Source organism: Neptunomonas concharum (assembly GCF_008630635.1).
GTDB lineage: Bacteria > Pseudomonadota > Gammaproteobacteria > Pseudomonadales > Balneatricaceae > Neptunomonas > Neptunomonas concharum.
Genome location: NZ_CP043869.1, coordinates 2,833,695 through 2,847,500, shown reverse-complemented (window position 1 = coordinate 2,847,500; position 13,806 = coordinate 2,833,695). Strand labels below are relative to the sequence as shown.

The following is a 13,806-nucleotide window of genomic DNA, read 5'->3' as shown; positions in this document are numbered from 1 at the left end:
TTCCGACCTGCACGAATGGCGTAACGATGGCCACACTGTCTCCACCCGAGACTCAGTGAAATTGAACTCGCTGTGAAGATGCAGCGTACCCGCGGCTAGACGGAAAGACCCCGTGAACCTTTACTATAGCTTCACAGTGGACTTTGACATTACTTGTGTAGGATAGCTGGGAGGCTTTGAAGCGTGTACGCCAGTATGCGTGGAGCCAATCTTGAAATACCAGCCTGGTACTGTTGAGGTTCTAACTCAGGTCCGTAATCCGGATCGAGGACATTGTGTGGTGGGTAGTTTGACTGGGGCGGTCTCCTCCCAAAGAGTAACGGAGGAGCACGAAGGTACCCTCAGGCTGGTCGGAAATCAGCCAATGAGTGCAAGCGCATAAGGGTGCTTAACTGCGAGACAGACACGTCGAGCAGGTACGAAAGTAGGTGCTAGTGATCCGGTGGTTCTGTATGGAAGGGCCATCGCTCAACGGATAAAAGGTACTCCGGGGATAACAGGCTGATTCCTCCCAAGAGTTCACATCGACGGGGGAGTTTGGCACCTCGATGTCGGCTCATCACATCCTGGGGCTGAAGCCGGTCCCAAGGGTATGGCTGTTCGCCATTTAAAGTGGTACGCGAGCTGGGTTTAGAACGTCGTGAGACAGTTCGGTCCCTATCTGCCGTGGGCGTTTGAGATTTGAGAAGAGTTGCTCCTAGTACGAGAGGACCGGAGTGAACGAACCTCTGGTGTTCCGGTTGTCACGCCAGTGGCATTGCCGGGTAGCTACGTTCGGACGGGATAACCGCTGAAAGCATCTAAGCGGGAAGCCCCCTTCAAGATGAGATCTCGCTGGGGCCTTGAGCCCCCTAAAGAGCCGTTTAAGACTAAGACGTTGATAGGCTGGGTGTGGAAGCGTTGTGAGGCGTTGAGCTAACCAGTACTAATTGCTCGTGAGGCTTGACCATATAACGCCAAAGGCGTGTGGAAGAGACAGAGTTGACGTAAAGAAGATAGAGTCCCATAGGGCTTGTGTTAGAGACAGGTTGTTATTCATCGAATCCGTATTGTGACAGTTTATGCTTGGCGACCATAGCGAGTTGGCCCCACCTGATCCCATCCCGAACTCAGTAGTGAAACGACTTAGCGCCGATGGTAGTGTGGGGTCTCCCCATGTGAGAGTAGGTCATTGCCAAGCGCCTTTTAGAGAACCCCGGTTACGCTGTAGCCGGGGTTTTTGCTTTTTGGGCGTATGAGGTAATTCTTTGCTGTTTGTTTTGCTAGCTGATTTTTAGGTTTTTTTAGAGCGCGGCATAGTGTTAAATATCTATCCCTTTATCAGGAAGTGATCGTGTTATGTATTCTGAAGAAGATATTCGTCGACTGACGTGGCAAAGCCGAAGAGGTATGTTAGAGCTGGATGTGTTGTTTATTCCTTTTATGGAGGAAGCGTTCAGAGATCTACAAAAGGAGGATCAAGACCGCTTTGTGAAGCTGTTGGCCTGTGAGGATCAAGATTTATTTTTATGGCTAATGGAGCGAGAGGTCCCTTCCGATCCTGATTTAAATCGTATGGTCAGAATTATTTTGGACCGTGTTCAGCCGAATTGACTTTAAACTAGGCCGCTCTCGTATAGATTTAGCGGTGAAAGCATCTGTCTTTGGTGTTGCTTTATGTGCGCTTGTTTATGCACAAATACAGCTACACTGGTTTTTTGTGTCCGTCTTAGTAGGGGCTTTGTTGGTTTCTATGGATAAGCGGATACATTGCCGTTTTCTTTGGGATATGCGTGTAGGTACTTTTAAAATCTATAGCGGCGATGTATGTCGGGCGGTTGTTAGATTAAGTAATATTAGGCTATTGCCTGGGTGGGTGGTTTTTAAAGTACACACCGAAGAGGGTAAGGTGAGTACTTTTGTAATATGCAAAGATGCTATGCCTGAAGAGGAGTATCGAAAGCTAAGGGTAGCACTCAAATATGCTTCCCTTAGCCTTGAGAAGGTCACCACTCATAGTTAATAGGCGTAAGAATTGTATCGCGTGCTTCTGCTGCTTGTTTCGGATAATCCAGCGTATAGTGCAAACCTCGACTTTCCTTCCTTCTAGCTGCTGAGCGAATAATCAGATCTGATACCAGAGCAAGATTCCTCAACTCCAGTAGATCCCTGCTTACTTTATAATTTGAGTAGTATTCAGTAATCTCTTGTTGCAGTAAATCAACCCGATGTTGTGCTCGCTGTAAGCGTTTGTTGGTTCTGACGATACCTACATAATCCCACATAAATCTGCGAAGCTCATCCCAGTTGTGTGAAATAATGACATCTTCATCTGAGTCGGTCACTTGGGACTCATCCCAAGCGGGAATTTCAACCGTACTCATATTCTCTTTCAGGTTTGGTAGAATATCCTCTGCGGCTGAACTGGCAAAGACTAGGCATTCTAGCAATGAGTTTGATGCCAATCTATTAGCGCCATGTAGCCCAGTAAAAGAGGTTTCACCAATGGCATATAGTCCTTTTAAGTCGGTTCGCCCTTTTTCGTCGGTCATAACTCCACCGCATGTATAGTGGGCGGCAGGTACTACAGGGATAGGGTCTTCCGTGATATCTATGCCGAGTTTCTTGCAGCGCTTATAGATGGTTGGGAAGTGCTCAATGATGAAGTCGGAGGGTTTGTGAGAAATATCTAGGTAAAGGCAATCGCTACCAAGCCGCTTCATTTCGTGATCAATGGCTCTGGCAACAATATCTCTGGGTGCGAGTTCACCTCTTGGATCAAACTTTTCCATGAAACGCGAACCATCAGGTAAAAGGAGTTGGCCCCCTTCTCCTCTCACCGCCTCTGTTATTAGGAAAGACTTAGCTTGTGGGTGGTAAAGACAGGTCGGATGGAATTGGTTGAACTCCATATTAGCGACACGGCAGCCAGCGCGCCATGCCATAGCAATGCCATCACCGCTAGCGCCATCAGAGTTGCTGGTATATAGATAGGCTTTTGACGCTCCCCCGGTGGCAAGCACAACCGCTTTCGCTTTGAAAACCTCAACTGCCCCTGTTTCATCATTAAGTATGTATGCCCCGACGCAGGCATTTTGTGGGAGTTTTAGCTTTCTGCGAGTGATTAAGTCGACGGCAACTCTGTGTTCAAATAGGTGAATGGATGGGTGCTCTTTAGCCCGAGAGATAAGGGTCTCTTGTACAGCACGCCCAGTCGCATCAGCAGCATGGATTATACGACGATGAGAGTGCCCACCCTCTTTTGTTAGGTGGTATTTGTTACCCTCTCGAGTAAAGGGTACTCCCTGCTCAATAAGCCAATCGATAGAGGCTTTTCCATGCTCAACAGTAAAGCTAACGGCATTCTCATGACAGAGATAGGCGCCTGCGGTTAAGGTATCGTTGATATGGTTTTGAATACCGTCTTCTTCATCAAGTACTGCGGCTATACCACCTTGGGCAAGCCAAGTTGAGCCACTTGTGAGTTTTCCTTTGCTGAGAACTGCGACCTTTGCATAGGGCGCAAGCCGTAAAGCCATGGATAAGCCAGCGGCTCCGCTACCGATAATAAGAACATCAAATTCCTGTTGCATGGTTACCTTATCTATTGGGTGACTTATGACATATTATGCCGCGGATTTCATGGTACAACATGCTTTTATTAAACATTGAGACGGAACTTTTTTTTAAAAGCTTAATCTTATTCAGTGAATTGACAAAACGGAAGAGGTTGCATTCTGGATATATCCAGTTACATACTGCGCTGATTAATGTATCCGTGGGTGTCGGGTAAGTTTTCGTTCTTTTGGTTTTTTAAGGATCTATGGTGTCGAGTGAGAACCAAACGGATATTGACCAGCAGTTGGTAGAGAGAGTTCAAGCGGGTGATAAACGCGCTTTCGATCTACTGGTGGGTAAGTATCAGCACAAGATTATTGGTTTAGTGGGGCGGTATGTGTATGACCACCACGAAGCGATGGATATAGCACAGGAAGCCTTTATTAAGGCCTACCGTGCTTTGCCTCGTTTTAGAGGGGATAGCGCTTTTTATACTTGGTTATACAGAATTGCTATTAATACAGCGAAAAACCACTTGGTTTCTCGTGGACGCCGTCCGCCTGATGTTGATGTTGATGTTGCAGACGCAGAGTATTTTGATGGCGACAATGATTTGAGGGAACTAGAGAACCCTGAAAATAGTCTATTCAGAGATGAGTTGGAGCTGGCGGTAAAAAAAGCACTTGATCAGCTTCCTGAAGATTTGCGCGCGGCGCTGACATTGAGAGAGTTTGAAGGGATGAGTTACGAGGATATTGCGATGGTTATGGATTGTCCGGTTGGCACAGTTCGATCGCGTATATTCAGGGCGAGGGAAGCCATTGATAAAGAGATAGCGCCTCTAATAACGTGATGCTATACGAACGATAAACGTTGGATAAAAATGCAAAGAGGGTTGTTGTGATGAGTAGTGAGTCTCACGAGTCGCTTTCGGCGGCAATGGATGGTGAAATATCATCCTTTGAGTTACGCCGTTTAATAGAGCGGACTCATCATGAGGAAGCGATTCCCCAAAAATGGAGCCGATATCATTTGGCTCAGCAGGTTATGCATTCGTCTGAGACAGTAAAAAGCTGGCCACTATCAAGTGATGTAAGCTTGATAGATAGAGTGCATGAGGCTTTAGAAAATGAGCCAGCTCTGTTAAAACATACCGAGGTCTCTCAGCCGTCTGATTCAGATGATCAGAACATATGGTGGAAGCCCTTGGCGAGTATGGCTATTGCCGCTTCTGTAACAGCTATGGTGATACTAGGTGGCCAACAGTTTTCTCAAGATGAGGGGGTAGATCCTTCTTTACGTCAGGCATATACCATTCCAGGTGTTCAAACCTCTAATGATTTTGTCCGAGCTCAGTATGGGAACTTCACGACGCCACGCTCTGCTGTAAACTCCGGTACTCAACCGGATGTTATCCGCTTATCTCAGGGGTTAGATCGTTATATTGATCAACACCGTCACCTTTTAAGCTCTACTCCACCTTCTTGGAAAACAGACTGGCTGCCAGAGGGGTTTGTACCTGTTCGCCATGAGGTCATGCCTCATGCCGAAGTTATGGTATATAGCGACGGGCGTCACTCTGTTTCTGTTAGCGTAGAACCTTTGGGGCGGCAAAGCGTCTCTGCAGGCGTGACTCAGTCAGATAACGTTGTTGCTGTTGGTATGGCGAAGTCTGAGAGCTTTGTAACGGTTGTCGGTGATGTCCCATTGATGATCGCGGACAGAATCGCTGCCTCTGTTAAAGAGATCCGATGATAGAAGAGTCTGCTACCGTTGTGAGTGTGTGCGAGGGGGCTGTAATTATAGAGTCGTCTCGTACATCTGCTTGTGCTCAATGTCAGGCAAAAGAAAGTTGCGGTCAAAAAGCACTGTCTGAGTGGGCATCTTCTAAGCTGATGCACCTTGAAGTCGATAATCCAAGTAAAATTGTTGTCAGACAAGGTGATAAAGTAGTTGTCGGTATTGATGAGGGAAGTTTTGTTGTTGCTTCCGCTTTGATATACCTGTTGCCGATTTTTACGATGATGCTAGGTGGAGCCATCGTATTCCTTTTTGATGGACCTGAGTGGGTGTCGATTTTGGTATCCTTTATCGGTCTTTTGATCGGGTTTGTCATGGTAAAACTGACAAGTAGGCGCCTAGAGCGTCGATGCCAGTATAAACCAGTGTTGCTTCGTACGTCTTAATAACTAATTTGAAAAGGATAGTTGAACAATGAAACGTTTATCTATTGCGTTTGTTTTTCTATTAACTGTCGTAGTCTCTTCCGTTAGTCGGGCTGAGTTGCCAGACTTTAAGTCTTTGGTCAAAAAGGCTTCTCCAGCCGTCGTTAATATCAGTACAGTTCAGAAAGTGCCAGATCAGCAAAATTATGGGTTTGATTTTAAAGGGCCGAATGGCGAAGAGATTCCCGAAATTTTCCGACATTTTTTTCGCTTCCCTGGTCAGGAACAGGGGCCGCAGCAGCGTCGTGCTCCCCAGTCACTAGGGTCGGGTTTTATTATCAGTGAAGATGGATATATTTTAACTAACCATCATGTGGTGAAAGGCGCGGATGAGGTTCTTGTTCGCTTAAATGACAGAAGAGAGCTTGAGGCCGAGGTGATCGGCTCCGATGAACGTTCAGACGTTGCTTTGCTCAAAATCAAAGCTACAGGTTTGCCAGTAGCAAAAATAGGTGATTCGACTCAGCTTGAGCCGGGCGAGTGGGTATTGGCGATAGGCTCACCTTTTGGGTTTGACCATACGGTCACCTCAGGCATCGTGAGTGCAACAGGCCGAGCCCTGGAAAATGAAACATATGTGCCTTTTATTCAAACTGATGTGGCGATAAATCCTGGTAACTCAGGCGGCCCTTTGTTCAATCTTGATGGAGAAGTTATCGGAATTAACTCTCAGATTTATACCCGCTCGGGTGGTTTCATGGGGCTGTCGTTTGCGATACCGATTGATGTGGCAATGGATGTTACTGAGCAGCTAAAAGCTGAGGGATTTGTTACCCGTGGATGGTTGGGTGTTGTTATCCAAGAGGTCAACAAAGATCTGGCAGAATCTTTCGGTTTAGAAAAACCTGCCGGTGCATTAGTAGCTAAAGTACTACCGGATAGTCCAGCTGAAGATGCAGGTCTTCGTGAAGGGGATATTATTCTTGAGTTTGATGGTCATGAAATAGAGTTGTCGTCTGACCTTCCGCATCAAGTAGGCAGAGTGATGCCTGGCTCTAAAGTGAAAGTGAAAGTGGTGAGAAATGGGAGAAATGAAAAAATTTCGGTCACCATTGGTACCTTACCTGATGCAGAGCGGCCTCTAAAGGCTGCGCGAAAAGGATCAGATGAGACCCCTGAGAATAATCGATTAAATGTGGTTATTTCCGAGTTGTCTCAAGCACAGAAAGACAAATGGAATATCCGTAATGGTGTTATTATACAATCTGTACTGCCAGGGGCGGGTGCCAATGCAGGTCTTGTGTCAGGAGATGTGATCACCATGTTAAATGGTCAGCGGGTTGAGTCTATTCGGCAATTTGTAGAGCTGGTGAATAAATTACCTGAGAAAAAGTCGGTTCCTATGCGAATCGTACGCAGAGGTAGTCCGTTGTTTATTCCCTTGCGTCTGGGAGATGAATAGTTAAAAGAATACAAAAGCACCCCGAAAGGGGTGTTTTTTCATCTAGATAGCGAGATAAAAGCCCCCCATTCTAATAGCTCAGAGGCGCCAAATAGGCTAAACTGGCGGCTTTAATTTTACCCGCTAATCGCCTAAATTCCTGAGAATTAAAATATCGTGAGTAAGCTCGACCATATCCGTAATTTCTCCATTATCGCTCATATAGACCACGGTAAATCTACCTTGGCTGATCGCTTTATTCAGACATGTGGGGGTTTAACAGCTCGCGAGATGGCCGCTCAGGTTCTTGACTCTATGGATTTAGAGAGGGAGCGGGGGATCACCATCAAAGCGCAAAGTGTAACGCTAAACTATACGGCGAAAGACGGTGTAACTTATCAACTGAATTTTATCGATACGCCGGGTCACGTAGATTTCTCCTACGAAGTGTCTCGCTCATTAGCTGCTTGTGAGGGTGCACTGCTCGTAGTTGATGCGGCGCAAGGCGTAGAAGCGCAGTCAGTAGCTAACTGCTATACCGCTCTCGAACAAGGATTAGAAGTACTGCCTGTTCTGAATAAAATGGACCTGCCACAAGCCGAGCCTGATCGTGTGCGTATAGAGATCGAGGAAGTAATTGGCATTGATGCAACTGATGCCGTACCTTGTTCTGCGAAAAGCGGTATGGGTATTGAAGAGGTGCTTGAAGCATTAGTTGCTACTGTACCAGCCCCAGAAGGGGATGTTGATGCGCCTTTGCAAGCGTTGATCATCGATTCTTGGTTTGATAATTACCTAGGTGTCGTGTCTTTAGTACGTGTTAAAAATGGTACTTTACGTAAAAAAGACAAAATCATCGTGAAGTCTACGGGACAGGCGCATCTGATTGACTCGGTCGGTATTTTTACGCCTAAACGAAAAGAAACCGGCGTATTACAAGCTGGCGAAGTAGGTTTTGTCGTGGCGGGCATCAAGGATATTCATGGCGCGCCGGTTGGTGATACGTTAACCCACGCTAAAACGCCGGATACTGAAAGTCTGCCAGGCTTCAAAAAAGTACAACCACAAGTCTATGCTGGCCTGTTTCCGACGAGTTCTGATGACTATGAAGATTTCCGCGAAGCATTAGATAAATTGACGCTGAATGATGCATCGTTGTTTTTTGAACCAGAAACATCTGATGCATTAGGATTTGGTTTTCGCTGTGGTTTCCTTGGTATGTTGCATATGGAAATTATCCAGGAGCGACTTGAGCGAGAGTATGATTTAGATCTCATTACCACCGCGCCAACGGTAATTTACGAGATTGTTCTAAACAATGGAGATATTGTCTCCATTGATAGCCCGTCCAAACTACCTGATCCTGCTCGTGTTAAAGAGATGCGTGAACCGATTGTTCAGGCCAATATCCTAGTACCCAACGATTATTTGGGGCAAGTGATTGGGCTATGTGTCGAAAAGCGTGGTATTCAGAAAAATATGCTTTTTGTCGGTCAGCAAGTTCAGGTTACCTATGAATTACCGATGGCTGAAGTGGTATTGGATTTCTTTGATCGATTGAAATCGGTAAGCCGAGGCTATGCATCACTGGAATATAACTTTGTCCGCTTTGAGGCGGCACCGTTAGTCAGGATGGATGTGCTGATTAATAGTGAAAAGGTTGATGCGCTTGCCGTTATTTTGCACCGAGATAATGCTCAGTATAAAGGGCGGCAATTGTGTGAAAAAATGAAAGATTTGATTCCACGCCAAATGTTTGATGTGGCGATTCAGGCAGCCCTAGGTGGGAAGGTTATTGCGCGTACAACCGTGAAAGCGCTGCGAAAAAATGTAACGGCTAAATGTTACGGTGGTGATGTCAGCCGTAAGAAAAAGCTTCTGCAAAAGCAGAAAGAGGGTAAGAAACGCATGAAGCAGGTAGGTAGCGTTGAAATCCCTCAGGAAGCCTTCTTGGCTGTATTGAAAGTTGATAGTTAAGGAGTTGCTATGAATTTTGATTTTGCTTTAATTTTAGTGCTTGTCACCTTTGCCACGGGATTGGCTTGGTTGGCAGATAAAATCTTTTTTGAAAAGCCTCGTCTTCAAATGATCGCTGCGGCTGAGCAGTCAGCAGGCGGCGTTTTACCCGAAGAGGTAAAAGAAAAAATCGAAGCGCTGCCGTGGTGGGCTGATTTCTCCAAGTCTATGTTCCCCGTCTTAGCGATTGTTTTAATCGTACGCTCTTTTGTTATTGAGCCTTTTCAAATCCCATCAGGCTCTATGTTGCCGACACTTAAAATTGGAGACTTTATTTTAGTTAACAAATTCCATTACGGCTTACGTTTGCCGGTTGTAAATACAAAGTTTGTCTCCTTGAATAGCCCTGAACGTGGGGATGTCGTTGTATTTAAATTTCCAAAAGACACCAAGGTTAACTATATCAAGCGTGTAGTGGGCGTGCCGGGTGACGTGATTACTTACAAAGATAAAATGATTTATGTTAACGGCGAGGTACAGATACAAACACTTTTGGCCAAGCTTCCGCCGCGTAGCCCTGAAACGATGCTTTATCGTGAACAGTTGGGTGCAGCTGAACATGAAATATACACGGACATTTATGCTCCCAACCTTAGTGGGGAGTGGACTGTACCAGAAGGCAAATACTTTGTGATGGGCGATAATCGTGATAACAGTAACGATAGCCGTTTTTGGGGTTTTGTGCCTGATGAACTGTTAGTAGGAAAGGCTTTTGCTGTTTGGATGCATTGGCCGGAACTTTTCAGCATACCTGATTTGACAGCGATACGTTCGATTAAATGAGCTAACAATGATAAGGAAATGGGCAATGTATAAACATGAAAAAGGTGCTTCTTTTTTTAGTATTCTGATCGTCCTTCTGATGGCTGGTACACTGTTGTCTATCGCGTTTAAATTGTACCAACCTTACATCGATCATTTAACGATAAAGTCAGTAGTTGAGGATATAACGACTGACTTAGATGAGCTTCGAAAGCCTCCTGCGACTATTCGCTCGGACATTAATAAGCGTCTATATATTAATCAGGTTAGTCTTCCATCACCTGAGGCTCTCGTTATCACAAAAGAGAAAGGTGTCATGACCTTTACCCTGAACTATGAAGTGCGTTTGCCGATGTTTTTTAATATCGATGCCGTAACAAAATTTTCTGAACAATATGAAGCAGTAGTCCCTTGATTAAACCGATTTCTGATTTAACACGTCGCCTTGGCTATACGTTTAACGATCTCTCTTTTTGTGAATTAGCCCTGACGCATCGTAGCTGCGGCAAAAACAATAATGAACGTTTAGAGTTTCTGGGTGACTCTATTGTTAATTTTGTCATTGCCGATGACCTCTTTGAACGCTTTCCAAAGGCTAGAGAGGGCCAATTGAGTCGCTTACGTGCTCGTATGGTGAAAGGTGAGACGTTAGCTGAGATTGCCAGAGAGCTACAACTGGGAGATTACCTAAGGTTAGGCCCGGGAGAGCTGAAGAGCGGTGGCTATCGCCGAGACTCTATACTAGCTGATTCGGTAGAAGCTTTAATCGGCGCTATTTACTTAGATAGTGATTTAGAAGTCGTGCGAGGGTTTATTTTAGGCTGGTTTGCTGAGCGTTTAGAAAAACTCGACATTGATGAGGCATTAAAAGATTCAAAAACGCGTTTGCAAGAGTTTTTACAGTCTCGTCGTTTGGAATTGCCTGAGTATGAACTCATCAGTGTTGAAGGTGAAGCGCATGCGCAAGTCTTTCATATCTGCTGTCATATATCACCCTTGCAAGCGCCTACCGAAGGTGTGGGTAGTAGCCGCCGTCAGGCTGAGCAAGAAGCAGCGAAACAAGCGCTGCTACGTTTGGAAAAAGAGGGCATAAAATGAGCGAAGATATGCAAAGCTGGTTACTTCCTAAAGAGGCTGGTAATCAAAAGTGCGGCTTTGTTGCCATAGTAGGTCGCCCTAACATGGGTAAATCTACACTGATGAATTTTATGCTCGGTCAAAAGTTGAGTATTACCTCCCGTAAGCCCCAAACAACACGCCATCAAATTTTAGGCATTAAAACCGAAGATGATCTACAAATTATTTTTGTTGATACGCCCGGCTTACACAAAGAGAAGGATAAAGCGCTCAACCGTTATATGAACAAAACCGCATCAGAGGCGCTTCGCGGTGTTGATTTAGTTTTATTTTTGGTTGATAGAACTGCTTGGACGGAAGAAGATCAGATTGTTCTAGATAAAGTAAAACATGCTTCCTGTCCTGTTATTTTGGTTGTCAACAAAGTGGACCAGCTAGCTGATAAGTCATCTCTTCTTCCGCAGTTGGGGCTATTATCTGAAAAAATGACGTTCGCAGATATTATTCCCATTTCTGCTAAAACGGGACGTAATGTTGATGCTCTTGAAGAGACTATTCGACGTTATATCCCAGATGGTGTTCATCATTTTCCTGAAGATCAACTAACCGATCGCAGCTCTCGTTTTATGGTAGCTGAAATTGTGCGCGAAAAGCTCATGCGAAATGTGGGTGATGAAGTGCCATACGGCGCGACTGTGGAAATTGAAGAGTTTCGTAATGATGGAACCTTGCTAACCATTAGTGCTTTAATTCTGGTAGAACGTGATGGCCAGAAAAAAATCATTATTGGTGATAAAGGCGAACGTATGAAAACAATCGGTAGAGACGCTCGCTTAGATATCGAAAAATTATTCGGTTGCAAAGTGATGCTGAATCTCTGGGTTAAAGTACGACGCGGCTGGTCCGATGATGAGCGAGCCTTGCGTAGCTTAGGGTATGATCACAGCGAGTAATGGAGTACCGGGTAGACACGCAGGCAGCTTATATATTGCACCTGCGCCCCTATTTAGAAACCAGCGCTATCGTTGACTTCTTTACGTTGAATAACGGTCGCGTAAGCGCTGTTGTTAAAGGTATCAGACGTCCACGCTCCAAATTAAAAGGTGTGTTGCAGCCTTTTGTACCTTTGCAGATTTCGTGGCAAGGAAAGCAGGAGCTTAAAACGCTGATTCATGCTGAAGCTGTTGGCTTAAATGGAATTCTCCAAGGGAACGCTTTAATGTGCGGCCTCTATGTCAATGAGCTTATGCAACGACAATTATCACCCTTTGACCCCCACCCCAAACTGTACGTTTATTACCAGTACGTGCTGAATGAACTGTTATCGGGTGAAGATATTCAGGGGGCATTACGAACATTTGAGCGAAGACTGCTTTCAGAAACCGGTTTCGGATTGCCATTGTCCGATATTCAGCCGCTGGATGTTTATTTGTTTAACATGGAGCAGTGGTGCTTTGAGCGGGTAAGTCAGGTGCCTGATCCTCTGCGCCGTTTTGCGTTTAGAGGGCAAGACCTTCTCGCGATTGCTGCAGATTGCTATGATACGCCTGCGCAGCAACAAGCGGCGAAGCGCTTAATGCGACTAGCGATTGATCATCTGCTCGCAGACCGGCCTTTGAGAAGTCGGGCTCTTTTTCAATAATTTTGAGGTATTAGATGTGATTGAACCAAGCCGACTACTGCTAGGGGTTAATATTGATCATGTGGCTACGTTACGCCAAGCAAGAGGTACTCGTTACCCTGATACGGTATTGGCTGCCGCGTTAGCAGAAGAGGCGGGCGCTGATGGCATTACCGTGCATCTCAGAGAAGATCGCCGACATATTCAAGACAGAGACATCTATCTGTTGCGTGATACGCTTCAGACGCGTATGAACTTTGAGATGGCTGTGACGAATGAGATGATAAGTATTGCGCAGAAAGTACGCCCTGCTCACTGTTGTTTGGTACCGGAAAAGCGAGAAGAGCTGACGACAGAAGGTGGTTTAGATGTGCTTAGTCATCTAGATCATGTTAAAGCGGCAACGGATAGGCTCCGTGCAAGTGAGATAGAAGTCTCTCTCTTTATCGACCCTGATAATGCGCAAATTGATGCTGCTATTGCTTGTGGGGCACCTGCTATCGAATTGCACACAGGCGCCTATGCTGATGCTGTGACGGCTGCCGAGCAAGCACAGGAGTTACAGCGTATACGGCATGCCGCTGCCTATGCGTATGAACAAGGCTTAATCGTTAATGCAGGACACGGTTTGCATTATCATAATGTTGAACAAATCGCCGAGATTCCTCATTTAAATGAACTGAATATCGGCCATGGTTTGATTGCGCGTGCAGTTTTTGTGGGTTTGAAAGATGCTGTTAGGGAGATGCGCCAATTGATGATGGAAGCTCAGGCTCGTGTCCAAACACAGCGAGACGCATTGGTGAGATGATTGTCGGAATCGGTACAGATATTCTGAGTATCGAGCGTGCCAAAGCTGCACTTATTAGAACGCCGGGCATTGCGCGGCGTGTGTTAACCGATGTGGAGCTTGAAAGGTTTAACGTTTCTCCTGATCAAGTACGCTATTTTGCTAAACGGTTTGCTGCCAAAGAAGCGATTGTTAAGTCACTAGGTACAGGCATCGGTAGAGGGGTGGGCTGGCAGCATATAGAGATTACTAAAACGCCCGCTGGGCAACCCAAGGTCGTACTCAGTGACGGTGCCCACGATGCGGCGCAGAATCTGGGGATTAGCAATGTTCATTTATCTTATAGTGATGAGCGTGACTACGTTGTAGCCTTTGCACTTGCTGAATCTCTGTAAGT

General features: G+C 45.7%; 15 protein-coding genes and 2 rRNA genes (1 of these 17 cut by a window edge). 16 read left to right on the top strand and 1 reads right to left on the bottom strand.

From position 1 onward, the window contains the following. The 4 genes from F0U83_RS13480 to F0U83_RS13465 form a co-directional block, all read left to right on the top strand. Positions 1–950: ribosomal RNA gene (locus tag F0U83_RS13480) — 23S ribosomal RNA — on the top strand; it begins 1,940 nt to the left of the window's first position. A 114-nt stretch (positions 951–1,064) separates the two neighbouring features. Continuing rightward, positions 1,065–1,180, top strand: a 5S ribosomal RNA gene (rrf, locus tag F0U83_RS13475). A gap of 158 nt (positions 1,181–1,338) precedes the next feature. Then, entirely contained in the window at positions 1,339–1,593 is a 255-nt protein-coding gene (locus tag F0U83_RS13470) for an FAD assembly factor SdhE (RefSeq protein WP_138986710.1), read from the top strand. Next, on the top strand, positions 1,577–2,002 hold the full coding sequence (locus F0U83_RS13465) for a protein YgfX (RefSeq protein ID WP_170221743.1): 426 nt from the start codon (positions 1,577–1,579) through the stop codon (positions 2,000–2,002). The genes F0U83_RS13470 and F0U83_RS13465 overlap by 17 nt, the downstream gene beginning before the upstream one ends. On the opposite strand, the gene nadB is transcribed toward F0U83_RS13465, so the two are convergent. Then, complete coding sequence (gene nadB, locus F0U83_RS13460) at positions 1,986–3,572, bottom strand: L-aspartate oxidase (RefSeq protein ID WP_138986712.1); 1,587 nt, start codon at positions 3,570–3,572, stop codon at positions 1,986–1,988. The two genes, F0U83_RS13465 and nadB, sit on opposite strands and share 17 nt — an antisense overlap. 233 nt (positions 3,573–3,805) lie before the next feature. Here nadB and rpoE point away from each other — a divergent pair, with 233 nt between their 5' ends. The 12 genes from rpoE to acpS all read left to right on the top strand — a co-directional run bounded on the left by rpoE (position 3,806) and on the right by acpS (position 13,804). Beyond that, positions 3,806–4,390, top strand: coding sequence for an RNA polymerase sigma factor RpoE (rpoE, locus tag F0U83_RS13455; protein WP_420813334.1), 585 nt, complete (start codon positions 3,806–3,808; stop codon positions 4,388–4,390). Positions 4,391–4,440: 50 nt separating this feature from the next. Then, positions 4,441–5,292 carry a MucB/RseB C-terminal domain-containing protein gene (locus F0U83_RS13450; RefSeq protein ID WP_138986714.1) on the top strand — a complete coding sequence of 284 codons (852 nt, stop codon included), beginning with the start codon at positions 4,441–4,443 and terminating at the stop codon, positions 5,290–5,292. Then, complete coding sequence (locus tag F0U83_RS13445; RefSeq protein WP_138986715.1) at positions 5,289–5,723, top strand: SoxR reducing system RseC family protein; 435 nt, start codon at positions 5,289–5,291, stop codon at positions 5,721–5,723. The genes F0U83_RS13450 and F0U83_RS13445 overlap by 4 nt, the downstream gene beginning before the upstream one ends. Positions 5,724–5,751: 28 nt before the next feature. Beyond that, positions 5,752–7,164, top strand: a complete 1,413-nt coding sequence (locus tag F0U83_RS13440; protein WP_138986716.1) for a DegQ family serine endoprotease — start codon at positions 5,752–5,754, stop codon at positions 7,162–7,164. Between the two features lie 156 nt (positions 7,165–7,320). Further along, on the top strand, positions 7,321–9,120 hold the full coding sequence (gene lepA / locus F0U83_RS13435; RefSeq protein WP_138986717.1) for a translation elongation factor 4: 1,800 nt from the start codon (positions 7,321–7,323) through the stop codon (positions 9,118–9,120). Between the two features lie 9 nt (positions 9,121–9,129). After that, positions 9,130–9,942: a signal peptidase I gene (lepB, locus tag F0U83_RS13430; protein WP_138986718.1), complete on the top strand. Its 813-nt coding sequence runs from the start codon at positions 9,130–9,132 to the stop codon at positions 9,940–9,942. 25 nt (positions 9,943–9,967) lie between these two features. Next, on the top strand, positions 9,968–10,336 hold the full coding sequence (locus F0U83_RS13425; protein ID WP_246077661.1) for a DUF4845 domain-containing protein: 369 nt from the start codon (positions 9,968–9,970) through the stop codon (positions 10,334–10,336). Further along, positions 10,333–11,019: a ribonuclease III gene (rnc, locus tag F0U83_RS13420; RefSeq protein WP_138986720.1), complete on the top strand. Its 687-nt coding sequence runs from the start codon at positions 10,333–10,335 to the stop codon at positions 11,017–11,019. The genes F0U83_RS13425 and rnc overlap by 4 nt, the downstream gene beginning before the upstream one ends. Then, entirely contained in the window at positions 11,016–11,951 is a 936-nt protein-coding gene (era, locus tag F0U83_RS13415) for a GTPase Era (RefSeq protein ID WP_138986721.1), read from the top strand. The genes rnc and era overlap by 4 nt, the downstream gene beginning before the upstream one ends. Beyond that, positions 11,951–12,640 carry a DNA repair protein RecO gene (recO, locus tag F0U83_RS13410; protein WP_138986722.1) on the top strand — a complete coding sequence of 230 codons (690 nt, stop codon included), beginning with the start codon at positions 11,951–11,953 and terminating at the stop codon, positions 12,638–12,640. Before era ends, recO begins: the two co-directional genes overlap by 1 nt. A gap of 16 nt (positions 12,641–12,656) precedes the next feature. After that, the gene (gene pdxJ, locus F0U83_RS13405; protein ID WP_138986723.1) at positions 12,657–13,430 is read left to right on the top strand and encodes a pyridoxine 5'-phosphate synthase; all 774 of its coding nucleotides are present in this window, start codon (positions 12,657–12,659) and stop codon (positions 13,428–13,430) included. Beyond that, on the top strand, positions 13,427–13,804 hold the full coding sequence (gene acpS, locus F0U83_RS13400; protein ID WP_138986724.1) for a holo-ACP synthase: 378 nt from the start codon (positions 13,427–13,429) through the stop codon (positions 13,802–13,804). The genes pdxJ and acpS overlap by 4 nt, the downstream gene beginning before the upstream one ends. Positions 13,805–13,806 lie beyond the last annotated feature (2 nt).